The organism is Lysobacter enzymogenes (genome assembly GCF_900106525.1).
Classification (GTDB): domain Bacteria; phylum Pseudomonadota; class Gammaproteobacteria; order Xanthomonadales; family Xanthomonadaceae; genus Lysobacter; species Lysobacter enzymogenes.
Map to the genome: position 1 here is coordinate 100038 of NZ_FNOG01000004.1, position 25637 is coordinate 125674.

Annotated in this window: 22 protein-coding genes and 1 tRNA gene; 3 read left to right on the plus strand and 20 right to left on the minus strand. The window is 67.8% G+C overall.

Translation table 11 applies throughout. The features are described from left to right. Positions 1-65: 65 nt before the first annotated feature. The 17 genes from nuoN to tpiA form a co-directional block, all read right to left on the minus strand. Positions 66-1511, minus strand: a complete 1446-nt coding sequence (gene nuoN, locus BLU84_RS11375) for an NADH-quinone oxidoreductase subunit NuoN (RefSeq protein WP_233431120.1) — start codon at positions 1509-1511, stop codon at positions 66-68. A gap of 166 nt (positions 1512-1677) precedes the next feature. Beyond that, positions 1678-3192 carry an NADH-quinone oxidoreductase subunit M gene (locus BLU84_RS11380; RefSeq protein ID WP_096378837.1) on the minus strand — a complete coding sequence of 505 codons (1515 nt, stop codon included), beginning with the start codon at positions 3190-3192 and terminating at the stop codon, positions 1678-1680. Positions 3193-3210: 18 nt separating this feature from the next. Continuing rightward, positions 3211-5364, minus strand: coding sequence for an NADH-quinone oxidoreductase subunit L (nuoL, locus tag BLU84_RS11385; RefSeq protein ID WP_074866901.1), 2154 nt, complete (start codon positions 5362-5364; stop codon positions 3211-3213). Positions 5365-5370: 6 nt separating this feature from the next. Beyond that, positions 5371-5697, minus strand: coding sequence for an NADH-quinone oxidoreductase subunit NuoK (gene nuoK / locus BLU84_RS11390; protein ID WP_057947334.1), 327 nt, complete (start codon positions 5695-5697; stop codon positions 5371-5373). Beyond that, a complete protein-coding gene (locus BLU84_RS11395; RefSeq protein ID WP_074866904.1) occupies positions 5694-6335 on the minus strand; it encodes an NADH-quinone oxidoreductase subunit J in 642 nt (213 codons plus the stop codon). Before BLU84_RS11395 ends, nuoK begins: the two co-directional genes overlap by 4 nt. Positions 6336-6344: 9 nt before the next feature. After that, the gene (gene nuoI, locus BLU84_RS11400; RefSeq protein ID WP_057947332.1) at positions 6345-6833 is read right to left on the minus strand and encodes an NADH-quinone oxidoreductase subunit NuoI; all 489 of its coding nucleotides are present in this window, start codon (positions 6831-6833) and stop codon (positions 6345-6347) included. A 13-nt stretch (positions 6834-6846) separates the two neighbouring features. Continuing rightward, on the minus strand, positions 6847-7905 hold the full coding sequence (nuoH, locus tag BLU84_RS11405) for an NADH-quinone oxidoreductase subunit NuoH (protein ID WP_074867814.1): 1059 nt from the start codon (positions 7903-7905) through the stop codon (positions 6847-6849). A gap of 21 nt (positions 7906-7926) precedes the next feature. Then, entirely contained in the window at positions 7927-10170 is a 2244-nt protein-coding gene (gene nuoG / locus BLU84_RS11410) for an NADH-quinone oxidoreductase subunit NuoG (RefSeq protein ID WP_074866907.1), read from the minus strand. Beyond that, positions 10167-11537, minus strand: a complete 1371-nt coding sequence (gene nuoF / locus BLU84_RS11415; RefSeq protein WP_074866910.1) for an NADH-quinone oxidoreductase subunit NuoF — start codon at positions 11535-11537, stop codon at positions 10167-10169. The genes nuoG and nuoF overlap by 4 nt, the downstream gene beginning before the upstream one ends. 11 nt (positions 11538-11548) lie before the next feature. Then, the gene (gene nuoE / locus BLU84_RS11420) at positions 11549-12076 is read right to left on the minus strand and encodes an NADH-quinone oxidoreductase subunit NuoE (protein WP_074866912.1); all 528 of its coding nucleotides are present in this window, start codon (positions 12074-12076) and stop codon (positions 11549-11551) included. 67 nt (positions 12077-12143) lie between these two features. Next, on the minus strand, positions 12144-13433 hold the full coding sequence (locus BLU84_RS11425) for an NADH-quinone oxidoreductase subunit D (protein WP_074867817.1): 1290 nt from the start codon (positions 13431-13433) through the stop codon (positions 12144-12146). Between the two features lie 22 nt (positions 13434-13455). Then, entirely contained in the window at positions 13456-14190 is a 735-nt protein-coding gene (locus tag BLU84_RS11430) for an NADH-quinone oxidoreductase subunit C (RefSeq protein WP_074866914.1), read from the minus strand. After that, on the minus strand, positions 14187-14762 hold the full coding sequence (locus BLU84_RS11435) for a NuoB/complex I 20 kDa subunit family protein (protein ID WP_057947327.1): 576 nt from the start codon (positions 14760-14762) through the stop codon (positions 14187-14189). Before BLU84_RS11435 ends, BLU84_RS11430 begins: the two co-directional genes overlap by 4 nt. Continuing rightward, positions 14753-15109 carry an NADH-quinone oxidoreductase subunit A gene (locus tag BLU84_RS11440; protein ID WP_057947326.1) on the minus strand — a complete coding sequence of 119 codons (357 nt, stop codon included), beginning with the start codon at positions 15107-15109 and terminating at the stop codon, positions 14753-14755. Before BLU84_RS11440 ends, BLU84_RS11435 begins: the two co-directional genes overlap by 10 nt. A gap of 163 nt (positions 15110-15272) precedes the next feature. Then, positions 15273-15357, minus strand: a tRNA-Leu gene (locus tag BLU84_RS11445). 119 nt (positions 15358-15476) lie between these two features. Then, positions 15477-15965, minus strand: a complete 489-nt coding sequence (gene secG, locus BLU84_RS11450) for a preprotein translocase subunit SecG (RefSeq protein ID WP_074866916.1) — start codon at positions 15963-15965, stop codon at positions 15477-15479. 72 nt (positions 15966-16037) lie between these two features. Further along, the gene (gene tpiA / locus BLU84_RS11455) at positions 16038-16790 is read right to left on the minus strand and encodes a triose-phosphate isomerase (protein ID WP_074866918.1); all 753 of its coding nucleotides are present in this window, start codon (positions 16788-16790) and stop codon (positions 16038-16040) included. Between the two features lie 154 nt (positions 16791-16944). Between tpiA and BLU84_RS11460 the strand changes: the two genes are divergently transcribed. Next, a complete protein-coding gene (locus tag BLU84_RS11460) occupies positions 16945-17442 on the plus strand; it encodes a DNA-deoxyinosine glycosylase (protein ID WP_083382553.1) in 498 nt (165 codons plus the stop codon). Positions 17443-18036: 594 nt separating this feature from the next. Then, on the plus strand, positions 18037-19197 hold the full coding sequence (locus BLU84_RS11465; RefSeq protein WP_074866922.1) for a trypsin-like serine peptidase: 1161 nt from the start codon (positions 18037-18039) through the stop codon (positions 19195-19197). 289 nt (positions 19198-19486) lie between these two features. Here the strand turns inward: BLU84_RS11465 and BLU84_RS11470 are convergent, their stop codons facing one another. Beyond that, positions 19487-20422, minus strand: a complete 936-nt coding sequence (locus tag BLU84_RS11470) for an isopenicillin N synthase family dioxygenase (protein WP_074866925.1) — start codon at positions 20420-20422, stop codon at positions 19487-19489. 303 nt (positions 20423-20725) lie between these two features. On the opposite strand from BLU84_RS11470, the gene BLU84_RS11475 reads away from it, so the two are divergent. Continuing rightward, complete coding sequence (locus BLU84_RS11475; RefSeq protein WP_074866926.1) at positions 20726-22585, plus strand: DUF3413 domain-containing protein; 1860 nt, start codon at positions 20726-20728, stop codon at positions 22583-22585. 378 nt (positions 22586-22963) lie between these two features. Here the strand turns inward: BLU84_RS11475 and glmM are convergent, their stop codons facing one another. Both glmM and accD read right to left on the minus strand, forming a co-directional pair. Continuing rightward, a complete protein-coding gene (gene glmM, locus BLU84_RS11480; protein ID WP_074866929.1) occupies positions 22964-24304 on the minus strand; it encodes a phosphoglucosamine mutase in 1341 nt (446 codons plus the stop codon). 299 nt (positions 24305-24603) lie between these two features. After that, a complete protein-coding gene (accD, locus tag BLU84_RS11485; protein WP_074866931.1) occupies positions 24604-25491 on the minus strand; it encodes an acetyl-CoA carboxylase, carboxyltransferase subunit beta in 888 nt (295 codons plus the stop codon). Between the last annotated feature and the right edge of the window lie 146 nt (positions 25492-25637).

The following is a 25637-nucleotide window of genomic DNA, read 5'->3' on the forward strand; positions in this document are numbered from 1 at the left end:
AAGAACCCGCACAAAAGAAAAGGGCCGCACAACGGCGGCCCTTCGCTTGCAGCGGACGTCGCGCCTCAGGCCGCGAACGCGCGCTGGCACCACTCCATGATCGGGTTCCAGGCGATGCCCAGCGCCAGCAGCGCCAGCGCGTTGACGCCGAACACCACGCGCAGCGGACGGTCTTCGCTCGGCGCCGGCAGCTTGCCTTCGGGCTCGTCGAAGTACATCGCCTTGATCACGCGCAGGTAGTAGAACGCGCCGATCACCGCGAACACGATGCCGACGATGGCCAGCCACAGCATGTCGCCCTGCAGCGCGGCCTTGAGCACCGCCAGTTTGGCCCAGAAGCCCAGGAACGGCGGCAGGCCGGCCAGCGAGGCCATCACGCACAGGATCATGCCGGCCAGCCACGGATTGCGCGTGTTCAGGCCCTTGTAGTCGTCGATCTTGTCGGCCTCGAAGCCGCGGCTGGACATGACGATGATCGCGCCGAACGCGGCCGAGGTCATGACCGCATAGCTGATCGCGTAGAACATCGCCGCGGCGAAGCCCTGCGCGCCGCCGCCGGCCATGCCGACGAACAGGAAGCCGACGTGCGAGACGGTCGAGTACGCGAGCAGGCGCTTGAGGTTGGTCTGCAGCAGCGCGCTGAGGTTGCCGATCGCCAGCGACAGCACCGCCAGGCCGGCCAGCAGCAGGCGCCAGTGGTCGTCCAGGCCGCCTGCGCCGACTTCGAGCAAGCGGTAGGTCATGCCGAACGCGGCCAGCTTGGGCGCGGCGCCGATGAACAGCGTGATCGGGGTCGGCGCGCCCTGGTAGACGTCCGGCAGCCACATATGGAACGGCGCGGCGCCGAACTTGAAGGCGATGCCGGCGACCACGAACACCACGCCGGTGATCAGCAGCATCGAGCGCGGGCCGACCGAGGCGGCGACCGCGATCTGGTCGAGCATCAGGCTGCCGGTGGCGCCGTAGATCAGCGACAGGCCGTACAGCAGCAGACCCGAAGCCAGCGCGCCGAGCACGAAGTACTTGATCGCCGCTTCCGAGGCCAGCGGGCTGTCGCGATCGACCGCGACCAGCGCGTACGAGCACAGCGCCAGCATTTCCAGCCCGACGTAGACCATGGTCAGGCTGCCGGCGGAGACCAGGAACATCATGCCGGCGATGGCGAACAGCATCAGCACCGAGACTTCGCCCTTGTACAGGCCGCGCGCGCGCAGGTAGGGCCAGGTGTAGATCAGCGACAGGATGCCGACCACGCCGATGCCGAGCTTGAGCACGTCGGCGGCGGTGTCGCGCACGAACATGCCGCTGAGCACGCTGCCGTGCCCGCCCACGTCGAAGGCGATCAGCGCGGTCGCCGCGGCGACCACCAGGATCGAGAAGACGTGGGAGACGATGCGGTTTCGCTCCTCCACGAACAGGTCGAGCATCAGCAGCGCGAACGCGCCGACGACGACCACCAGTTCGGGCAGCAGGGGCATGATGTCGGCAAGAGAGCGTACGGGCATGTTCATTAAGTGCATCTCATAGCGGATCCGGCCCGGGTGCGAGCCTTGTTTTAGAAGCCAGCGGAGAGGAGCGAGAAGCGAGCGGCGGGCTACCGCGCTGTTCTCTCGTTCCTCAACTCCTCGCTTCTACTCACTTCTGTTCTTGCGGTGGCGCGGGCGAACCCGCGCCGCCTTACAACTTGCTGGCGACGATCTGGCTGGCCAGATTGGCGATCGCCGGCTCCATCAGGTCGGTCAGCGGCTTGGGCCACACGCCCAGGATCAGCACGCCGGCCGCGAACACGCCCAGCACCAGCGCTTCGCGCGGGTTGATGTCTTCCATCTCGGCGACGTGGGCGTTGCCCACCTCGCCCCAGATCACGCGCTTGACCAGCCACAGGGTGTAGCCCGCGCCGACGATCAGGGTGGTGGCCGCGCCGAAGGCGATCAGCGGGTGGTGCTGGAACGAGGCCAGGATGACCATGAACTCGCCGACGAAGCCCGAAGTGCCCGGCAGGCCCGAGTTGGCCATCGCGAACAGCACCACGAACGCGGCGAACCAGGGCATCACGTTGGCGACGCCGCCGTAGTCCTTGATCATGCGGCTGTGCATGCGGTCGTACAGCACGCCGACGCAGGTGAACATCGCGCCCGACACGAAGCCGTGGCTGATCATCTGCACCATCGCGCCCTGCAGGCCCAGGCGCGCGGCGTCGGCGCCGTGCGCGTCGCCGCTGTGGACCAGGCCGAAGGCGATGAAGGTGCCCAGGGTGACGAAGCCCATGTGCGAGACCGACGAATACGCGATCAGCTTCTTCATGTCCTCCTGGACCAGCGCGACCAGGCCGACGTAGATCACTGCGATCAGGCTCAGCGCGATCACCAGCCAGGCCCACTCGTGGCCGGCGTCGGGCACGATCGGCAGGACGAAGCGCAGGAAGCCGTAGCCGCCGATCTTCAGCATGATCGCGGCCAGGATCACCGAGCCGGCGGTCGGCGCTTCCACGTGCGCGTCCGGCAACCAGGTGTGGACCGGGAACATCGGCACCTTGACCGCGAAGGCGATCAGGAAGGCGAAGAAGATCCACATCTGCTCGGTGGCGCTGAGCTGGACGCCGTACATGTCGGCGATCTGCCAGCTGCCGCCCTTCAGGTACAGGTAGATCAGCCCGACCAGCATGAACACCGAGCCGAGGAAGGTGTACAGGAAGAACTTCACCGAGGCGTAGACGCGGCGCGGGCCGCCCCACACGCCGATGATGATGAACATCGGGATCAGCATGCCCTCGAAGAACACGTAGAACAGCATCGCGTCGAGAGCGGCGAACACGCCGACCATCAGGCCTTCCAGGATCAGGAACGCCGCGTAGTACTGGCTGACGCGCTTGTCGATCGAGGTCCAGGCGCTGATCAGCACCAGCATCGAGGTCAGCGTGGTCAGCGCGATCAGCGCCGCCGAGATGCCGTCGACGCCGAGGTGGTAGCGGATGTCGTAGGCCGGAATCCAGGCTTTTTGTTCGACCAGTTGCATGCTCGCGCTGGCGAAGTCGCCATGGGTGAACATCAACAGGCTCAGGCCGAGCGTGGCGATGGCCACGATCAACGCGAACCAGCGCGCCGCGTTGGCGCGTTGGCCGAAAGCCAGGGTGGCGAAGCCGCCGAGGATCGGCAGCCAGATCAGGAGGCTAAGCAAGGGCACGGGGATCACGTCGGGTGTCCTTGTCGATTAGTGCCAGAACTTGATGACGACGGCGAGCAGAGCGATCAGGCCGACAATCATCGCGAAGGCGTAGTGGTAGAGATAGCCGGACTGGACGTGGCGGGCCAGGTTGGCGATGAAGCCGACCAGGCCGGCGCTGCCGTTGACCACCGCTCCGTCGATCAGCTTGCTGTCGAGCGCGCGCGAAGCCTTGCCGAGCTTGACGCCGCCGCCGGCGAAGCCGTCGATCCAGAGGTTGTCCATGCCGTACTTGTTTTCCAGGATGCGGATCGGCAGCGCGAACAGCCTGGCCGCCTTGGCCGGCAGTTCCGGCTTCCACAGGTACATGACCGTGGCCAGGGCGAAGCCGCCGAAGGCCAGCCAGAACGCCGGCGCCATGAAGCCGTGCAGGGCGAAGGCGACCGGGCCGTGCCAGGCTTCCTTGGCCATCTCGGCGACGGTGTCGCGCTCGGGCAGCAGGTCGATCGCGCCGAGGAAGTACGGCAGCTGCTTGACGTGGCCGGACCAGTCGGTGCCGAACAGCATCGGGCCGGCGGTGAAGAAGCCGATCAGCACCGACGGGATCGCCAGCAGGATCAGCGGCACGGTCACCACCCACGGCGACTCGTGCGGCTCGTGCGCGCCGTGGTGGCCATGGTCGTCGTGCGCGTGGTCGTCGTGCTTCTTGGCGTGGCCGTGATCGTCGTGGGCGTGCGCCGCATGATCGTCGTGGCCGTGCGCGTGGCCGTCGCCATGGCCGTGATCGGCATGCGCGTCGCGGAAACGCTCCTTGCCGTGGAAGGTCATGTACAGCAGGCGGAAGCTGTAGAACGAGGTCACGAACGCGCCCAGCAGCACCGCCCAGTAGGCGTACTGCGACACCCAGGTCGCGTGCTCGCCGTGGGCCACGTGCGCGGCCGCTTCGATGATGGTGTCCTTCGAATAGAAACCGGCGAAGAACGGCGTGCCGACCAGGGCCAGGGTGCCGAGCAGGCTGGTCCAGTAGGTGATCGGCATGTACTTGCGCAGGCCGCCCATCTTGCGCATGTCCTGCTCGTGGTGCATGCCGATGATGACCGAGCCGGCCGCCAGGAACAGCAGCGCCTTGAAGAAGGCGTGGGTCATCAGGTGGTACACCGCCGCCGAGTACGCCGACACGCCCAGCGCGACGGTCATGTAGCCCAGCTGCGACAGGGTCGAGTACGCGACCACGCGCTTGATGTCGTTCTGCACGATGCCGATCAGGCCGGTCCAGAACGCGGTGGTGGCGCCGATGAACAGCACGAAGTTGAGCGCGGTCTGCGACAGCTCGAACAGCGGCGACATGCGCGCGACCATGAAGATGCCGGCGGTCACCATCGTCGCGGCGTGGATCAGCGCCGAGATCGGGGTCGGGCCCTCCATCGAGTCCGGCAGCCACACGTGCAGCGGCACCTGCGCCGACTTGCCCATGGCGCCGATGAACAGGCACACGCAGATCACCGTCGGCAGCGACCACACGATCGGGTCGGCGCTGTTCCAGATGGTGATGGTGCGCTCGGCCAGGGTCGGGGCGTTGGCGAACACGGTGCCGTAATCCAGCGAACCGGTCGCCCACAGCACCGCGCCGATGCCGAGCAGGAAGCCGAAGTCGCCGACGCGGTTGACCAGGAAGGCCTTCATGTTGGCGAACACCGCGGTCGGCTTCTTGAACCAGAAGCCGATCAGCAGGTACGACACCAGGCCCACCGCTTCCCAGCCGAAGAACAGCTGCAGGAAGTTGTTGCTCATGACCAGCATGAGCATGGAGAAGGTGAACAGCGAGATGTAGCTGAAGAAGCGCTGGTAGCCGTCGTCCTCGGCCATGTAGCCGATGGTGTAGATGTGCACCAGCAGCGAAACGAAGGTGACGACCACCATCATCATCGCGGTCAGCTTGTCGATCATGAAGCCGACGTGGGCCTCATAGCCGCCGATCTGGAACCAGGTGTAGACGTTCTCGTTGAACGGCGCGGCGCCCTGCCCGACCAGTTGCCACAGCACGTACATCGACATCGCGCAGCTCGCCGCGACGCCGAGGATGGTGACGGTGTGCGAACCGGCGCGACCGATCTTGCGCCCGAACAAGCCGGCCAGGATCGCGCCGAGCAGCGGCGCGAGCACGATGGCGAGCAGGATTGACTTGGAGATTGCGGGTTCCATGTCGGATCAGCCCTTCATCGAGTCGATTTCGGCGACGTTGATCGTGCGCCGGTTGCGGAACAGCGTGACCAGGATGGCCAGGCCGATGGCGGCCTCGGCCGCGGCCACGGTCAGGATGAAGAACACGAACACCTGACCGGCCGGATCGGCCAACTGGCGCGAGAACGCGACGAAGTTGATGTTGACCGCGAGCAGCATCAGCTCGATCGACATCAGCAGCACGATCACGTTCTTGCGGTTGAGGAAGATGCCGGCGACGCTGATGCAGAACAGCACCGCGCCCAGGGCGAGGAAGTGGCCGAGGGCTAGGCCCGACCCGAAGAATTCGCTCACGGCTTGGCCTCCTGCGCCGCAGGCTCGGCCGGCGCCGCGGGCGCCTCCGGCTTCACGGCGTCCATCTTGATCATGCGGATGCGGTCGCTGGCGCGCACGCGCGCCTGCTCGCTCGGGTTCTGGTGCTTGGCGCCCGGACGGCGGCGCAGGGTCAGCATGACCGCGGCGATCACCGCCACGGTCAGGATCACCGCGGCGATTTCGAACGGCAGCAGGAAGTCGGTGAACAGCGCGGTCGCCAGCCACTTGGTGTTGGAGGCGCCGGCGGCGTCGGCGGTCAGCGGCGTGGCGAGGCTGGCCTTGACCCCGATCAGGGTCAGCATCTCCACCAGCATCACCACCGCGACCAGCAGGCCGACCGGCAAGTAGCGGACATAGCCCTCGCGCAGCGGCGCGACGTCGATGTCGAGCATCATCACCACGAACAGGAACAGCACCATCACCGCGCCGACGTAGACCAGGATCAGGGCCACGCCGAGGAACTCGGCGCCGGCGATGATCCACACGCAGGCGACCGAGAAGAAGGTCAGCACCAGGCTGAGCGCGGCATGGACCGGGTTCTTGACGCTGATCACGGCCACGGCCGCAAGCGTGGCCATGGCGGCGAAGACGAAGAAGGCGATCTGGGCGAGATCCATGGCGTGTACTCAGCGGAAGGCGGCGTCGGCGGCGCGGCGCTCGGCGATCTCGGTTTCGAGACGGTCGCCGATCGCAAGCAGCTGCGGCTTGGTGACGATGTTCTGTCCGCGCTGGTCGAAGTGGTACTCGTGGATGTGGGTCTCCACGATCGAGTCGACCGGGCAGGATTCCTCGCAGAATCCGCAGAAGATGCACTTGAACAGGTCGATGTCGTAGCGGGTCGTGCGGCGGGTGCCGTCGGCGCGCTTTTCCGAATCGATGGTGATCGCCAGCGCCGGGCACACCGCCTCGCACAGCTTGCAGGCGATGCAGCGCTCTTCGCCGTTGGGATAGCGGCGCAGCGCGTGCACGCCGCGGAAGCGCGGCGACTGCGGCGTCTTCTCCATCGGGTACATCAGCGTGTACTTGGGCTTGAACAGGTACTTGAGCGTCAGCCCAAGGCCCTGCGCGAGCTCGATCAGGAGCAGGCTCTTGAAGTAGGAAACGATGCGATTCATGAGTTGCTCCGCCTCACTGTCCCGGCAGGAAGACGCCGTAATACGACATCAACGCGACCACGACGATCCAGGCGATGGTCAAAGGGATGAACACCTTCCAGCCCAGACGCATGATCTGGTCGTAGCGATAGCGCGGGAAGGAGGCGCGGAACCAGATGAAGCAGCTGGCGAAGAAGAACACCTTCGCAAGCAACCACCACCAGCCGTCGACCGATAGGAACGGAATGCCCAGGCCCTGGAACGGGCTCAGCCAGCCGCCGAGGAAGAACAGCGAGGTCAGGAAGCTGATCAGGATCATGTTCGCGTATTCGGCCAGGAAGAACAGCGCGAACGCCGAACCCGAATACTCGACCATGTGGCCGGCGACGATTTCCGACTCGCCTTCGACCACGTCGAACGGCGCGCGGTTGGTCTCGGCCACGCCGGAAATGAAGTACACCACGAACAGCGGCAGCATCGGCAGCGCGAACCATTCCAGCGCGCCGGCGTTGCCCGACTGGGCCATGACGATGTCGGTGAGGTTGAGGCTGCCGGCGCCGACCATCACGCCGACCATGGCGAAGCCCATCGCGATCTCGTACGAGACCACCTGCGCGGCGGCGCGCATCGCGCCGAGGAAGGCGTACTTCGAGTTCGACGCCCAACCGGCGAGGATGATGCCGTACACGCCCAGCGAGGTCATCGCCAGCAGGTACAAGAGGCCTGCGTTAGCGTTGGACAGCACCAGCTTGGCGTCGAACGGCACCACGGCCCAGGCCGCGAAGGCAGGGGCCAGGGTCAGCAGCGGCGCCAGCTTGTACAGGAAGGACTCGGCCTTGGCCGGCTGGATCACTTCCTTGAACAGCAGTTTGAACACGTCGGCGAAGGCCTGCAGGATGCCCATGCCGACGTACATCGGCCCGTGGCGCACGTGCATCCAGCCGATCAGCTTGCGCTCCCAGACCACGTAGAAGGCCACGGTGATGATCACCGGCATGGCGATCAGCAGGATCTTCAGCACGATCCACAGCACCGCGCCGACCATGCCCAGCGACAGGAACCAGTTGTGCAGCGGATCGACCAGCTGGGTCATGAACATTCCGTCCGTCATGGCTTATGCCCTCCCCGCCTGCACGCGGCCCGCGCCCAGCGGCGCGGTGGCGCCGTGGCCGCTTTCGATCCACACCGTGTTCGGCGCGACCTTGGCGCTGATCGCGACCGGCAGGGTCGCGGTGCCGGCGCCGGCGCCGAACTTGCCGACCATGCCTTCGCTGAAGCCCAGCGCGGCGGCGTCGGCCGGGTTGAGCACGGCGCGCGGCTCGAGGTTGAGCGGGTGCGACTGCAGCGCCGGCGCGCGGCGCACGGTGGCGTCGCTGCGGTAGATCGCGGTGGACACCGCGAGCTCCAGGCCCTCGCCCGCCGCGGCGGGCGCGCGGCCCGCGGCCGGCGTCGTCGCGCGCGGCGCGATGCTCGCGCGCAGGCCGGCGAAGTCGGTGAACTCGAAGCCCGCAGCGCCGAGCTCGCCACCGAGCGCGCGCAGCACGCGCCAGCCGGCGCGGGCCTGGCCCGGCAGCTTGCCGCCGGCGATGGCGTGCTGGTCGCGGCCGTCGAGGTTGGTCAGGGTCGCGTCGATTTCCGGCAGCAGCGCGATCGGCAGGATCACGTCGGCCACCGCCTTGGTCGAGCGGCAGGCGTAATGGCTGAAGGCCACCACCTGGGCCGCGCCGAGCGCGCGCAGCGCGCTTTCGGTGTCGGCGAAATCCAGGCCCGGCTCGATGCCGTAGACGATGTAGGCGCCGCGCGCTTCGCGCAGCATCGAACCGGCGTCGCGCGCGCTCGGCAGCACGCCGTGACGGGCCAGACCGACCGCGTTGGCGCCCTGCGGGATGCGGCACAGCTTGGCGCCGGTGGCTTCGGCGAAGGCCTTGGCCGCGGCGCGGATCGCCGCCGCGTACGGGCCGTTTTCGGCCACGCCGCCAACGATCAGCGCGACATGGTTGCCGGCCTTGGCGATCTCGCGCAGCGCTTCGTCGCCGAGCGCGGCGGCGAGCTGCGACGGCGCGACGATGCGCTTGCTGGTCAGGTCGAAGGTGAAGTCGAAGTCGACCGGGTTCACCGCATGCACCTTGGCGCCGCGGGTGTAGGCCTTGCGCACGCGCTGCTGCACCAGCGGCAGTTCATGGCGCAGGTTGCTGCCGACGATGACGACCACATCGGCCTGGTCGATCTCGGCGACCGGCATGGCGAAGGTTTCGGCCACGGCGGCGTCGGACAGATCGTGCTGCGAGATGCGGTGATCGAGGTTGCCGGTGCCCAGGGCATCGGCCAGACGCGCCAGCAGCGCGCCCTCTTCGTTCGAGGTCGCCGGGTGCGCGAGCACGCCGAGGTTGTCGCCGCCGTTGTCGCGCAGGATCTTGGCGGCGCGGCTCAGCGCCTCTTCCCAGGACGCTTCGCGCCACTCGCCGCCGTCCTTGACCAGCGGACGCTGGGCGCGGTCTTCCGCGTACAGGCCCTGATGCGAATAGCGGTCGCGGTCCGACAGCCAGCACTCGTTGACCGCTTCGTTGTCGCGCGGCACGGTGCGCAGCACGTCGCCGCGGCGCACGTGCAGGAACAGGTTGCTGCCCAGCGCGTCGTGATAGCCCAGCGACTCGCGCGCGGTCAGTTCCCACGGGCGAGCCTTGAACTGGAACACCTTGTTGGTCAGCGCGCCGACCGGGCACACGTCGATGACGTTGCCCGACAGCTCGGTGGTCAGCGGCTTGCCGTCGAAAGTGCCGATCTGCAGGTTCTCGCCGCGGTACATGCCGCCGAGCTCATAAGTGCCGGCGATTTCCGCGGTGAAGCGCACGCAGCGCGTGCACTGGATGCAGCGGGTCATCTCGGTGGCGACCAGCGGCCCGATGTCCTCGTCCGGCACCACGCGCTTGCGCTCGGAATAACGGCTGACCGAGCGGCCGTAGCCCATCGACACGTCCTGCAGCTCGCACTCGCCGCCCTGGTCGCAGATCGGGCAGTCCAGCGGGTGGTTGGCGAGCAGGAACTCCATCACGTTGCGCTGCGACTTCAGCGCGCGCTCGTTGCGGGTGAACACCTTCAGGCCGTCCATCACCGGCGTGGCGCAGGCCGGCGACGGCTTCGGCGCGGCGCGGCCGCCGACCTCGGTGTCGACCAGGCACATGCGGCAGTTGGCGGCGATCGCCAGCTTGTCGTGATAGCAAAAACGCGGGATCGGGATGCCGGCCTTGTCGGCGGCATGGATGATCATCGAGTTCTTCGGCGCGGCCAACTCGACGCCGTCGATGAAGACGGTGACATGGTCTGGCGGCAGGTTCGGATTTACGGGCTGCGCGCTCATGCCGCCACCTTCTTCTCAACCACGGTGCCAGCGGCCTGATCGTCGACCAGGAAGCGCTTGTTGACGATCGCGTACTCGAACTCGTCCCAGAAGTGATGCAGGAAGCCCTGCACCGGCCACGCTGCGGCTTCGCCGAACGCGCAGATGGTGTGGCCTTCGATCTGGCCCGCGGCGGCGCGCAGCATCTGCAGGTCTTCCAGGGTCGCTTGCTGTTCGGCGATGCGGGTCAGCATGCGGTACATCCAGCCGGTGCCTTCGCGGCACGGCGTGCACTGGCCGCAGCTTTCCTTGAAATAGAAGCGGGCGATGCGCTGGCAGGCGCGGACCATGCAGGTGGTCTCGTCCATCACGATGACCGCGCCCGAGCCGAGGCCGGAACCGGCCTTCTGCAGCGAGTCGTAGTCCATCGTGCATTCCATGATCGTCGCCGCCGGCAGCACCTTCATCGAGGAGCCGCCCGGGATCACCGCCTTGAGCTTGCGGCCGCCGCGCATGCCGCCGGCGAGCTGCAGCAGATCTGCGAACGGCGTGCCCAGGCGGATCTCGAAGTTGCCCGGGTTGGCGACGTGGCCGGACACCGAGAAGATCTTCGGGCCGCCGTTGTTCGGCTTGCCCATGCTGGCGAACCATTCGGCGCCGTTGCGCAGGATCGCCGGCACCGAGGCGTAGGTCTCGGTGTTGTTGATCGTGGTCGGCTTGCCGAACAGGCCGAAGTTGGCCGGGAACGGCGGCTTGAAGCGCGGCTGGCCCTTCTTGCCTTCCAGCGACTCCATCAACGCGGTCTCTTCGCCGCAGATGTAGGCGCCGGCGCCGAGCGCGCCGTAGATGTCGATGTCCACGCCGCTGCCGAGCACGTTCTTGCCCAGCCAGCCGTGCTCGTAGGCTTCCTTCAGCGCCTGCTCGAAATGCTCGAACGGCTCGTGATGGAATTCGCCGCGCAGGTAGTTGTAGGCCACGGTCGAACCGGTGGCGTAGCAGGCGATCGCCATGCCCTCCACCACCGAGTGCGGGTTGAAGCGCAGGATGTCGCGGTCCTTGGCCGTGCCCGGCTCGGATTCGTCCGAGTTGCACAGGATGTACTTCTGGGTGCCGCTGCCCTTGGGCATGAAGCTCCACTTGAGCCCGGTCGGGAAGCCCGCGCCGCCGCGGCCGCGCAGGCCCGAGGCCTTGACCGCGTTGATGATCTCGTCCTGCGGCGTCTTCTCGCTGAGGATCTTGCGCAGCGCGCTGTAGCCGCCGGTCTTGAGATAGTTCTCGTACGACCAGGGCGTATCGAAATGCAGCGTCGTGTAGACGACCTGGTGCTCCTGCGGAGCCGGGCCGACCGGGCCGTAGCCCTTGGAATAATCGTGGTGACCGTGCGCCATCTCGCCCGACCTCACTTCAAACCATCGAGCAGCTCATCCACCTTCGCGGTGTCGAGCTTCTCGTGGTAATGACCGTTGATGACGACCACCGGCGCGCCGCAGCACGCGGCCAGGCACTCTTCCTCGCGCTTGAGGAAAACCCGGCCGTCGGCGGTGGATTCGCCGAGCTTGCAGCCCAGCTTTTTCTCGGCGTGCGCGACCAGGTCCTGGGCGCCGTTGAGCCAGCAGCTGATGTTGGTGCAGAAGGCGACGTTGTTGCGGCCGACCTTTTCCGTCTCGAACATCGAGTAGAAGCTCGCCACCTCGTACGCCCACACCGGCGGCAGGCTCAAGTACTTGGCCACCGCGGCGACCAGTTCGTCGGTCAGCCAACCGCCGTTCTGCTCTTGCGCCGCGTGCAGACCCTGCAGCACCGCCGAACGCTTGCGGTCCGGCGGGAACTTGGTCAGCCAGTGATCGATGTGCGCGCGCGTCGCATCCGACAACGCCACCATCGGATCCACGTGCTGTGCGGCCTCGAAATTGCCTGTCGCCTTCATTTCTTCTTTCCTCTGCGACCGCGCGCCCCCGGCGCGCGGTCTGGGACAAACCCTTAGTGCGGCAAGATCAGCGATCGATCTCGCCGAACACGATGTCGTAGGTGCCGATCATCGCCACCACGTCGGCCAGCATGTGGCCCTTGACGACCTCGTCCATCGACGAGAGGTGGGCGAAGCCCGGCGCGCGCAGCTTGACGCGGAACGGCTTGTTGGCGCCGTCGGAGACCAGGTAGCAGCCGAATTCGCCCTTCGGGGCTTCGACGGCGCAGTAGGTCTCGCCGGCCGGCACGCAATAGCCTTCCGAGAACAGCTTGAAGTGATGGATCAGCGCTTCCATGTCGTCCTTCATCTCCTCGCGCTTGGGCGGGGCGACCTTGAAGTTGTCGACGATCACGGGGCCGGGGTTGGCGCGCAGCCACTTCACGCACTGCTTGATGATGCGGGTGGATTCGCGCATTTCGGCGACGCGGACCAGGTAGCGGTCGTAGCAGTCGCCGTTGACGCCGACCGGGATGTCGAAATCGACTTCCGCGTACTTGGCGTAGGGCTGCTTCTTGCGCAGATCCCAGGCGATGCCGGAGCCGCGGATCATCGGGCCGGTCATGCCCCAGGCCAGGGCCTGTTCGGGCGAGACCACGCCGATGCCGACGGTGCGCTGCTTCCAGATGCGGTTTTCGGTCAGCAGGGTTTCGTATTCGTCGACGCGCTTGGGGAAGTCGTCGGCGAACGCGTCCAGGTAATCGAGCATCGAGCCTTCGCGCCACTCGTTGAAGCGCTTGAGGCCGGCGCCCTTCTTCCAGGGCGATTCCTTGTACTTCGGCATCCGGTCCGGCAGGTCGCGGTAGACGCCGCCGGGACGGTAGTAGGCCGCGTGCATGCGCGCGCCGGAAACCGCTTCGTAGCAGTCCATCAGCTCTTCGCGTTCGCGGAAGGCGTACAGGAACACCGCCATCGCGCCCAGGTCGAGCGCGTTGGAACCGACCCACATCAGGTGGTTCAGGATGCGGGTGACTTCGTCGAACAAGGTGCGGATGTACTGCGCGCGCACCGGCGCCTCGATCCCCAGCAGGGTCTCGATCGCGCGCACGTACGCGTGCTCGTTGCACATCATCGACACGTAGTCCAGGCGATCCATGTAGCCGATCGACTGGTTGAACGGCTTGGACTCGGCGAGCTTCTCGGTGCCGCGATGGAGCAGGCCGATGTGCGGATCGGCGCGCTGCACCACTTCGCCGTCCATCTCCAGGATCAGGCGCAGCACGCCGTGCGCGGCCGGATGCTGAGGACCGAAGTTGAAGGTGTAGTTGCGGATCTCGGCGTTGTTGAGGCCGGAGGTGTTGAGGTTCACCAGGGGCATTTCGGTCGCGGGGTTGCTCATCTCACTTCACCTCGCGTTGCGCGGCGTCGCGCTGGGCCGATTCGCCCTGCGCGGTCTGGTAGCGCGCGTCCTCGCGGATCACGCGCGGCACGCCGACGCGCGGCTCGATCGAGACCGGCTCGTACACCACGCGGCGCTTTTCGGCGTCGTAGCGCACTTCGACGTTGCCGATCAACGGGAAGTCCTTGCGGAACGGATGGCCGACGAAACCGTAGTCGGTGAGGATGCGGCGCAGGTCCGGATGGCCCTCGAACACGATGCCGTACAGATCGAAGGCCTCGCGCTCGAACCAGTTGACGCCCGGGTGCACCGAGGTCAGCGACGGCACCACCGGCAGGTCGTCGTTGGGCGCGAACGCCTTCAGGCGCACGCGCGCGTTGTGCTGGTACGACAGCAGGTGCGCGACCGCGGCGAAGCGGCGCGCCGGCTTGGCGTCGTCGGCGCCGTTGGGCTCTTCGCCCCAACGAAAGCGCCCGGCGCTCTGGCCTTCGACGCCGCGCGAGAAGCCTTCCGACGACACGTCGGTGTCCCACTCGTCGCTGCCGTAGGTCAGGTAGTCCACGCCGCTGACGTCGACGCACTGCTCGAAGCCGAGTTCGTCGCGCAGGATGCGCGCGGCTTCGAGGAACTGGTCGTGGGCGACTTCCAAAGTAATTTCGCCGCGCGGTTGCGCGACGATGAGAGTGGCTTGCGGGAAGCGCGCATCCAGGCGCTGGGCGAGGTCGGCCGGGCTCATTCGCGCACACCCTGCTTGGCGTCGCCGAAGTTGGTGCCGCGGCGGATCTTGCGCTGCAACTGCAGGATGCCGTAGACCAGCGCTTCGGCGGTCGGCGGGCAGCCCGGGACGTAGACGTCGACCGGCACCACGCGGTCGCAGCCGCGCACCACCGCATAGGAATAGTGGTAGTAGCCGCCGCCGTTGGCGCAGCTGCCCATCGAGATGACCCACTTCGGGTCGGGCATCTGGTCGTAGACCTTGCGCAGTGCCGGGGCCATCTTGTTGACCAGGGTGCCGGCGACGATCATCACGTCGGACTGGCGCGGCGAGGGACGGAACACCACGCCGTAGCGGTCCAGGTCCAGGCGCGCGGCGCCGGCGTGCATCATCTCGACCGCGCAGCAGGCCAGGCCGAAGGTCATCGGCCACATCGAGCCGGTGCGCGCCCAGTTCCACAGGGTGTCGAGATTGGTGGTGACGAAGCCCTGCTGCAGCAGCGGGTTCTCGCCCTCGGGACGCAGGATGTCGTCCAGGCGGCCTTCCGGCAACGGGTTGTGCATCAACCCGGACACGGTTTGGATCACTCCCATTCGAGCGCTCCCTTCTTCCAGACGTAAACGAAGCCGAGCAGGAGCATGCTGGCGAAAATGCCCATCTCGATCAGGCCGACCACGCCGAGATCTCGGAACACGGTGGCCCAGGGCACGATGAAGATGATTTCCAGATCGAAGATGATGAACTGGATGGCGATGAGGTAGTAGCGCACGTCGAACTGCATGCGCGCGTCTTCGAAGGCTTCGAAGCCGCATTCGTACGGAGACAGTTTCTCCGCGGTCGGGCGCTTGGGCCCGAGCACATTGCCTACCACCAACAGGGCGACGCCGATACCGCTGGCGACGATCAGGAACAACAGAGTCGGCAGGTATTCGGCCAGCACGCGGTGTTCTCTCGGCTACTTGTTCGGCTACATGGACGCGAGTGTTCGCGTTCCTTGGCTTGGCGCCGCAGCGCCCAGTCGTTCGGACGCGCGGAGCGGCCCGCCGTGCGTGCCGCACCTGCGTACCGTGGTGCGAATTGCTGATCAAAGCATCGGTTGGATGTGGTGCCCAAAGGGGGACTCGAACCCCCACGACCTAAGTCGCTACCACCTCAAGGTAGTGCGTCTACCAATTCCGCCATCTGGGCACTGCCAACCTACTGTCGCCGTCCTGGCCGGGCATTGCGGGGAACCCGCGCCGCCTAGGTCATCGCTGACCTGCCTCGCCGTCCAGGCGGGGCTGAAACTCTATTTTAACCTGTTTATCTCAGCCGCCGTTAGCCGGCTGTTTTGCCGGGGCTGCCGGCTGGGTCGCCGCCGGCGGCTGCGCGGCCGGAGCCGCCGGCACCGTGGCGGCGGGCGCGCCGCCCGCCGGGGCCGCGGCCGGAGCGGCCGACGGGGCCTGCGGCACGCCGCTGGCCGGAGCCTGCGGAACCGCGGCCGGGGTGGCGGCCGGAGCCGGCGCGGGCTGTTCCTTGACCTGGCCCATCAGGCCCAGGTCCGGCTTGCCCAGTTGCGCCGGCGCGGTGCGGCTCGCCTGCCAGGCCATGAACAGGCTGATCGCGAAGAACGCGACCGCCAGCCACTTGGTCGACTTGGACAGGAAGTTCGAGGAACCGCGGGCGCCGAACACGGTCGCCGAAGCGCCGCCGCCGAAACCCGAACCGGCCTGCGCACCTGCGCCGCGCTGCATCAGGATCAAGGCGATCATGGCGATCGCGATCAACACATAGATGACGTTGAGGAACAACAGCATCGTTGGGATTCTTCGCTCAGTGACAGCTCGTTACGACCGTCGGCGGGCGGCGGAGTTCGCCGCTCGTCGCGATCAGGGCGCCGCCGCGGCAGCGATGGCGTTGAAATCGGCCGCGACCAGGGAGGCGCCGCCGACCAGTCCGCCATCGACGTCGGGCTGGGAAAACAGCGCGGCGGCGTTGTCGGCTTTCACGCTTCCGCCGTAAAGGATCGGAAGCGAGCCAGCGATTCTAGCATCGTGCGATGCGATTTCGCTACGGATGAATGCGTGGACTTCCTGCGCCTGCTCCGGCGTGGCGGTCCGGCCGGTGCCGATGGCCCAGACCGGCTCGTAGGCGACGACCGCGCCGTCCAGGGCGGCGACGCCCAGCAGTTCCAGCACCGGCGCCAGCTGTTCCTGCAGGCGCCACTGGGTCTTGCCATCCTCGCGTTCTTCCAGGGTCTCGCCCACGCACAGGATCGGCACCAGGCCGGCGTCGCGGGCGGCGGCGAACTTGCGCGCGACCAGCTCGCTGCTCTCGCGGTGGTACTGGCGGCGCTCGGAGTGGCCGACCAGACCGTAGACTGCGCCGACTTCCTTGAGCATCGCCGCGGAGACTTCGCCGGTGTAGGCGCCCTTGACGTTGCTGCTGACGTCCTGCGCGCCGAAGGTCAGGCCGCGCTCGCCGTAATGCTCGACCAGCTCGCCCAGGTACGGCAGCGGCGGCAGGATCACCCGCTCCACCCCGACCGGCGGGGTCTGCGCGGCGACTTCGTCGAGCAAGGCGAAAGCGAACTCGCGGCTGCCGTGCAGCTTCCAGTTTCCGGCGACGATTCTGCGGCGCATGGCTTCTCCCTCGGTGCGTAGACGGGGCGCAGTCTAACGGCTGCAGGAGATAGCGGATAGGAGTTAGGAAATAGCCAGAGCACCCACATCTAGGCTATCTCCTAACTCCTATCCGCTATCTCCCAGCCCCATGATCGTTCGCAGTTTTCCGCCGATGGAAGTCCCCGGCGCCCGCGCGCTGATCCTCGGCAGCATGCCGGGCGCCGCGTCGCTGGCGGCCGGGCGCTACTACGCGCATCCGCACAACCGGTTCTGGCCGTTCATGGGCGAACTGGTCGGCGCGGGCCCGGAGCTGGACTTTGCGCAGCGGGTCGAGGCGCTGGCCGCGGCCGGGATCGCGCTGTGGGACGTGCTGGCGCAGTGCGAGCGCGAGGGCAGCCTGGATTCGGCGATCCGCGACGACACCGCGGTGGCCAACGATATTCCCGGCTTCCTGGCCCGCCATCGGCAGGTCGGCACGATCCTGTTCAACGGCGCCAAGGCCGAGCAGGCCTTCCGCCGCTTCGTCGCCCCGACCCTGGCGCGGCCGGATCTGAGCCTGATCCGGCTGCCCTCGACCAGCCCGGCCAACGCCTCGCAGGGCGCAGCGATGAAGCTGGCGGCGTGGCGCGAGGCCTTGGGCGCGGCGGGAGTGCGGTTGCGGGAGGCGTGAGGTACGCGGGGATCGGGCATTCGGCGCGATCTGAAATTCCGCGGTCGCAGCTTGCGCAGTTCCTACAGGGGCTTCGGTAACTGCGCGATCTACCTGTAGGAGCTGCGCAAGCTGCGACCGCGACAAGGCGACTACGACGAAACCCCGGGACGGAGGCGAATTTCGCCGCCCTGCCCCAGCGGAGCTCCCCGCAAAACACCGTTCCCTTCACCGCCCCGACCTGCAGCGGCCGTTGCACCTGCGCAACATTTTCCACCCGCCCCGCTCCCGCCCATACGTCCGAAAGCCTTGCCGCGCCTGCGCCGCAGCCATCCCAGACCACGCTGCGACAACACCGGCACCGCACCTGTCCATCGCCCGGCCCTGTCCTGCCCGCCGCGACCCCGGCGTTTCCTGGGGTGGCCGCCCGCCCTGGGCGGCACCGACGAACGCAGCATCGCCCACCGCGGCGACGCGCCACCGGCCGGGCCCGCCTGTACGCGCCCGTCCCACGTTCGCCCGGAACCGCCCGCGCCGCACGGATCGAGGCGCGCGGCGGCGCTGTACCGACGATCCATCCGTCGCCCATGGAGCGATATCACAAGGAGTCTGGACATGAAGTCGCATCGCAACGCCCCGCAATCCCTCCCCCGCCGCCTCGCCGCCGTCGCCGGCCTGGCCCTGCTGAGCCTGGCCGGCGCCGCCAGCGCCGGCGAAACCGTCATCCGCACCGCCCACGGCGATGTCGCCGCTCTCGACGCGCCCAAGCCCGGCAGCGCCGCCGCGGCCAAGGCCGCCCAGGCCGCGCCGTTCGCCACCGCGCGCCAGCGCGCCGCGGTCAAGCCGCTGATCTGGGAAACCCGCGGCGAAGCCGCCTCCCCGGCCGCGCTCAAGGCGCTGGACGCGCCGACCGGCCCGGCCGCCAGCGCGCCCGGCGGCGCCGCCCCGGCGTTCAACAACTACCTCGCCCGCCAGCACTTCCCGCAGGTGTGGAACAAGCTCGACGCGCTGGACGCGCGCCAGGGCGCCGCGCCGGTGTCGGCGCTGGGCGGCGAGAAGGACGGCGCGCACTACGCCTACACCCGCTTCCCCGGCAATTACTACACCAGCCAGTGGAAGGCTTCGCCGTGGAACAAGATCGGCAAGCTGTACTTCAACACGCCCGGCGGCGGCAGCTCGTACTGCACCGCGCAGGTGTCCAGCGGCACCAACGTGCTGACCACCGCCGCGCATTGCGTCTACACCTTCGGCTCGGGCTGGAACTCCAACTTCGTGTTCGTCCCGGCCGAACGCTACGGCGAGGCGCCGTACGGCCGGTTCGGCTGGACCACCGCGCGGGTGCCGACCAACTGGATCAGCCAGGGCACCCGGCGCTGGGACGTGGCGGTGATCAAGCTGACCGGCGAGCAGACCACCGGCGTCCCGGTGATCAACTACGTCGGCTGGCTCGGCCGCGCCTGGAACCAGCCGTATTCGCTGTACACCTACTCGCACGGCTACGCCAGCAACCTGAGCACGCAGTACACCAACATCTGCGCCGGCCAGACCTACGACGCGCCGTCGGAAGGCACCAACGTCGTCGTGCAAGGGTGCGATATGACCTACGGCGCCAGCGGCGGCGCGTGGCTGATCAACTACACGCCGAACTCCAACGCCGGCAATCAGGTCAACAGTGTGGTCAGCGGCCCGCACATCGGCGCGTTCGGCACCGCCTGGGTCGGCGCGCGCTTCAACGACGACAACATCGTCGCGTTGTGCACGGCGATCGGGTGCTGAGCGAGTCGTCTTCCGTGTGAAGTAAGGCGGGAACAAGCTTTGCTTCAGGCTTGGGAGGCAAGCCGGCCAAGCGACGCAGCCCGAAGCGCGCCGCCGCATGGGACAAGGACGTCCACGGGTTTCGCCGCGCTCGCACTAACCAGGGGGCGCAGCCTCCAGCCCAAGAAAAAGCCGGCGCGAGCCGGCTTTTTCTTTGCAAGCGATGGGAGCGCTTCGATCCGCCGGCGCTCCCGCGCGGACGGCCGCGAAGAGCGCGGCGACAGCGTCGCCCAGCTCCCGATTCGCGGCCTTACTTGAGCTTGATCTCGCGCAGACGCTCTTCCAGATAGCCCTGCGCGGTGATCGGCTCCGGATAGCGCTTGGGATTGTCCGGGGTGACCGTCGAGGGCAGCACGTCGATCAGGAAATCCGGATTCGGGTGCAGGAAGAACGGGGTCGAGTAGCGCGGCTGGCGCGCCTGCTCGCCCGGCGGGTTGACCACGCGATGGGTGGTCGAGGGGTACACGTGGTTGGTCAGGCGCTGCAGCATGTCGCCGATGTTGACCACGATGGTGTCGGCGTCGGCGGTGAACGGCACCCACTCGCCCTTGCGCGACTTCACTTCCAGGCCGGCGGCGCTGGCGCCGACCAGCAGGGTGATCAGGTTGATGTCCTCGTGCGCGCCGGCGCGCACGTTGGGGATGTCGTCGGCGGTGATCGGCGGGTAGTGGATCGGGCGCAGGATCGAGTTGCCCGAGTCGGTCTTGTCGGCGAAGTAGTTCTCCGGCAGGCCGATGTGCAGGGCCAGCGCGCTGAGCACGCGCGAGCCGAGATTGTCGAGCGTGGTGTACAGGCCGTAGGCGACTTCCTTGAACTCGGCGATCTCGCTCGGCCACAGGTTGGCCGGCATGTCGGAGGCGTACTTGGAGTCGCGCGCGATCTCGCGGCCGACGTGCCAGAACTCCTTGAGATCGAAGTGCTTGGAGTCCTTGGCGGTCTCCACGCCGAACGGGGTGTAGCCGCGCGCGCCGCCGCCGCCGGGCACGTGGTACTGGCGCTTGACCTCGTCGGGCAGCGCGAAGAAGCGCTTGAACACGTCGTAGGCGCGGTCGATCTGCTCGTCGCTGATGCCGTGGCCGCGGATGCCGGCGAAGCCCCATTCGCGGTAGGCCGCGCCGAGCTCGGCGACGAAGGCCTCGCGGTCGGTGTCGTAGCGGCGGATATCGAGGGTAGGAATCTGACTCACTGTGCGTTCCTGTCTGTCTGTATCGTCCGGGTAAGCCGCTATCTTCGCTCAAAGCCGCTCCGGGCGCGCTATCGATCCCGGATCGGCGCCGTGCCGGCACGCCGGGCCGCCTCGCCCGGCACAGCCCGCGCGAGCGGCCGCGGATGCCGCCTGAACGGCCGCCGGCGCCGTTTAGGCCGCGCCGCGACCTCCCGCCATCCGGCGGTGTTCCAGGGCTTTGTTACACGCTAAAGTCGCCGCCCCGACCTGCCCCGTCCAGGTCCCGCCGCCCCGCCAGGCCCGCCGCACCGAGAGCCGCACCGAATGGACGTCCCCGCCGCACGTTCCGCCTTCCAGGCGCGCACCGCCCTGGCCTGGCTGACCGGCTTCACCCTGACCAACGCCGCCGCGGCGATCGCCATCGCCGCGCTCAACATTCCCTTCGCCCATCTGGCCGGGCACTGGAAGGCGGCGCTGTTCCTGACCCTGGCCCTGCCCGGCCACTTCGTCTTCTTCGGCGCCCTGCTCGGCCTGCTGCCGCTGCTGCTGGGCTGGCTGACCCGGCGCCGCGGCGTCATGACCGTCGCCGCGGTGATCCTGCAGGCGGCGTGGATCTGCCTGATCGCCACCGACGCCAAGGTGTTCGCGCTGTACCGGTTCCACCTCAACGCGATGGTCGCCAACATGGTGTTCGGCGGCGCCATGCAGGACCAGGTGGTGCTGTCGGGCTCGACCTGGGCGCTGATCGCGCTGGCGGTGACCTTGGTGCTGGCGCTGGAAATCGCCGTGGCCTGGCTGTGGTGGCGCGCGCTGCAGCGGCGCCCCGGCCTGACCGGCGTGCTGCGCGCGTGGTGGCTGGCCGCGGCGGTGATGGTGTTCGGCCAGGCGATGGTCGCCTACTACGATGCGCGCGGCGACCGGCTGATCCTGTCGCAGTTGCCCTACATCCCGTGGGCGCAGCCGATCACGCTGAAGGACTCGCTGCGCCGCTTCGGCGTGGAGAGCGACCCGAACGCGCGCATGCCCAGCGCCGGCGAAGGCCTGCTCAAGTACCCGCGCAAGCCGCTGGACTGCGACGCGGCGCTCAAGCTCAACGTCGTGGTGATCGTGCTCGAGTCGCTGCGCCACGACGCGCTCGACCCGCGGGTGATGCCCAACACCTGGCAGCTGGCGCAGCGCTCGCAGTGGTACGACGACCACTACAGCTCCGGCAACGCCACCCGCTTCGGCCTGTTCGGCCTGCTCTACGGCCTGCCCGGCGGCTACTGGCATCCGATGCTGGCCGAGCAGCGCGGCTCGGCCTTCATCGGCCAGATGAAGAAAGACGGCTATGCGATGCACATCTACGGCAGCGCGCCGCTGTACAACCCCGAGTTCGACCGCACCGCGTTCTCGGAAGTGCGCGAGCGCATCGTCAACGGCCCGCGCGAGCGCAAGAGCGCCGAGCGCGACCAGGCGATCCTGGCCGATCTGCAGCGCGACATCGCCGCGACTTCGCCGCAGCAGCGCTTCTTCGGCTTCGTGTTCCTGGATTCGACCCACCAGCCCTACTACATGCCCAAGGGCTATCCGCCGCTGTTCCAGCCGATGGCGCAGTCGATCAACCCGATCGACTTCGGCCCCGACCACGACCCGCTGCCGGACTTCAACCGCTACCGCACCGCCGCGCACTACGCCGACTCGCTGATCGGCCCGTTCGTGCGCGCGCTGGAGTCCGGGCCGTTCGCGCAGAACACCGTGCTGGTGGTCACCGGCGATCACGGCGAGGAGTTCAACGACCTCAAGCAGAACTACTGGGGCCACAACGGCAACTTCTCCGACTACCAGCTGCGCACGCCGTTCGTGCTGTATTGGCCCGGCAAGGCGGCGCAGAAGATCGGCCACGTGACCTCGCACGAGGACATGGTGCCGACCCTGATGCGCCACGCGCTGGGCTGCCGCAACGACAGCGCCGACTACAGCACCGGCCGCGACCTGTTCGGCCCGGGCGCGCCGAACCGGCCGCTGCTGGTGGAAAGCTGGTCGCAGCGCGGCATCCGCCACGGCGAGCGGATCTACCTGTTCGACAACTACGGCGCGGCGACCGTGGTCGACCGGCGCTACCGGCCGCTGCCGGACGCGAAGGTCGACCCGGCGGCGGTGGCGCAGTCGTGGGAGATGCTGACGCGGTTCCAGCAGCGCTGAGCGGCGCGAACGCAAACCACAACCGCTCCCTGTAGGAGCGGCGCGAGCCGCGACCAACCGAAGCCGCGTTTCGCAAGCGTGAGCATCCGCAGATACGCAACCGTGGGGATTCTCGATTTCGGCTTCTGCGCGTTTGACGCTGAGGGTGCGGCCGGGTCGTTCCCTGTAGGAGCGGCGCGAGCCGCGACCAACCGAAGCCGCGTTTCGCAAGCGTGAGCATCCGCAGATACGCAACCGTGGGGATTCTCGATTTCGGCTTCTGCGCGTTTTACGTCGCTTCGGTTGGTCGCGGCTTGCGCCGCTCCTACAGGCAGCTTCGGACAGAAACGACGAAGGCCGCTCGCGCGGCCTTCGTTTTTTACTGCATGACGGAACCGGTCAGACCGCGGCTTTCACCGCCGCCGACAGCGCATCGAGCGTGTTCTGCATCAACGTCGCATCGTCGGCCTCGACGGTGACGCGCACCACCGGCTCGGTGCCCGAAGGGCGCAGGAAGGCGCGGCCGCGGCCGGCGACCGCGGCTTCGGCCAGTTTCAACGCCTCTTTGACCGACGCAGCTTCGGTTGGCTTGCTCTGCCCTTCGAAGCGCACGTTGACGGTCTTCTGCGGCACCCGCTGCAGCCCGGCCAGCGCGTCGCGCAGCGACAGCTTGCGGCGGCTGAGCACTTCCAGCACCTGCAGCGCGCTGACGATGCCGTCGCCGGTGCTGGTGCGGTCCAGGCACAGCAGATGGCCGGAGGCTTCGCCGCCGAGCATGCCGCCGTGGGCGATGAGCTGCTGGTGCACGTAGCGGTCGCCGACCTTGGCGCGGATGAAGCCGATGCCGCGCTGCTCCAGCGCGCGCTCCAGGCCGTAGTTGGTCATCAGCGTGCCGACCACCGGGCCGCGCAGGCGGCCGCTGTCCTGCCAGTCGGTGGCCAGGATGTAGAGCAGGTCGTCGCCGTCGCAGATGCGGCCTTCGCTGTCGACGAACATGACCCGGTCGCCGTCGCCGTCGAAGGCGATGCCCAGGTCCGCGCCGCTGGCGCGGACCCGGTCGACCAGGGTCTGCGGATGGGTCGAGCCGACCCCGTCGTTGATGTTGAGGCCGCTGGGGTCCACGCCGATCGCGTCGACGCGCGCGCCCAGTTCGCGCAGCACCAGCGGGCCGACCTGATAGGTGGCGCCGTTGGCGCAGTCCAGGGCGATGCGCAGGCCGCTGAGGTCGAAGCCGCGCGAGACCGAGCCCTTGCACGCTTCCAGATAGCGGCCGATGGCGTCGCGGGTGCGCACGGCGCGGCCCAGGCGTTCGGATTCGACCGTGCGGAACGGCTGGTCCAGCGCCGCTTCGATCGCCAGCTCGGTGTCGTCGTCGAGCTTTTCGCCGTCGGCGGAGAAGAACTTGATGCCGTTGTCGTAGTGCGGGTTGTGCGAGGCGGAGATGACGATGCCGCCGTCGGCGCGCAGCGAGCGGGTCAGGTGCGCGACCGCCGGGGTCGGCATCGGGCCCATCAGTTGCACGTCCACGCCGGCGGCGACCAGACCGGCCTCGAGCGCGGCCTCGAACATGTAGTTCGAGATGCGGGTGTCCTTGCCGATGATGACCATCGGATTGCGCCAGTCGCGGCGCTGCAGCGCGTGGCCGTAAGCGTTGCCCAGGCGCAGGACGAAGTCGGCCGAGATGGCGCCCTCGCCGACGCGACCGCGAATGCCGTCGGTGCCGAAATATTTGCGGGTCATGGATTCGAGATTCGGAATTGAGGATGAGGGATGCGTACGTCGCGGCTCGGCGCCTGCTCAGCGCCATCGGGGGATCGCCGCGCGGCGAGTGTGCCGCAAGCCGCGTGTGCTTGCGCTGCACGCGGCTGAACGCCGTCGCGTTGCGCTTGCGCGCTCACAGTTCCTGCGGCCGGGATCTTCGATCGAGCATCGACTGCCGGCAAAAACGGCAAAAGCGACGCGGCCGGCGCGTTCGCGCCGATCGCATCGCTTTTGTCGAGCGCCCATGCCAAATCCCGAAGCCCGTATCGAAGCGGCGCTCAGGCCGCTTCGACGTCGTCCTCGGGCTGCGGCTGCCGGGTCAGCAGCGCCAGCAGGTGCGAGATGCGCTCGCGCATTTCGCGGCGGTCGCAGATCTGGTCGACGGTGCCGTGCTCGAGCAGGAACTCGCTGCGCTGGAAGCCTTCGGGCAGCTTCTCGCGCACGGTCTGCTCGATCACGCGCGGGCCGGCGAAGCCGATCAGCGCACCGGGCTCGGCCAGGTTGAGGTCGCCGAGCATCGCGAACGAGGCGGTGGTGCCGCCGAAGGTCGGATGGGTCATGACCGAAATGAACGGCAGGCCGGCGTCGCGCATGCGCCCCAGCGCCGCGGAGGCCTTGGCCATCTGCATCAGCGAGAACAGGCTTTCCTGCATGCGCATGCCGCCGCTGGCGGCGAAGCACACCATCGGCACGCGGTCGGCCAGGGCGCGCTCGGCGCCGCGGGCGAAGCGCTCGCCGCTGACCGAGCCCATCGAGCCGCCCATGAAGGCGAAGTCCATCGCGCAGGCCACCAGCGGGCGCTGCTTGAGCGTGCCGGCCATCGCGATCAGCGAGTCGCGCTCGCCGGTGGCTTTCTGCGCGGCCTTGAAGCGCTCGGAATACTTCTTCTGGTCCTTGAACTTGAGCACGTCCACCGGGCTCAGTTCGGCGGCGATTTCCTGCCCGCTGCCCGCGTCGAGGAACGCGCTCAGGCGCGCGCGCGCGCGGATCGGCATGTGGAAGCTGCACTTGGGGCAGACCTCGAGGTTTTCCTCGAGTTCGGGACGGTAGAGCACGGCGCCGCAGCGTTCGCACTTCTCCCACAGGCCCTCCGGGACGCTGCGGCGCTTGGCCGCGCCGGTCTCGGTGCGGATGCCGGACGGCATGAGTTTCTTGAGCCACGACATGCGTTGGGATCTTCCTGGTTTAAATGAAGATGTTTAGACGTTTCGACTGCAGGCGCTGGGCCGGCGCAGGACGGATCGGCGGTGGCGCGGGTGCGCCGCGTCGGTGCCGTCCCGGCGGGCCAGTCTAGCGCAGCGGCCCGCGAGGC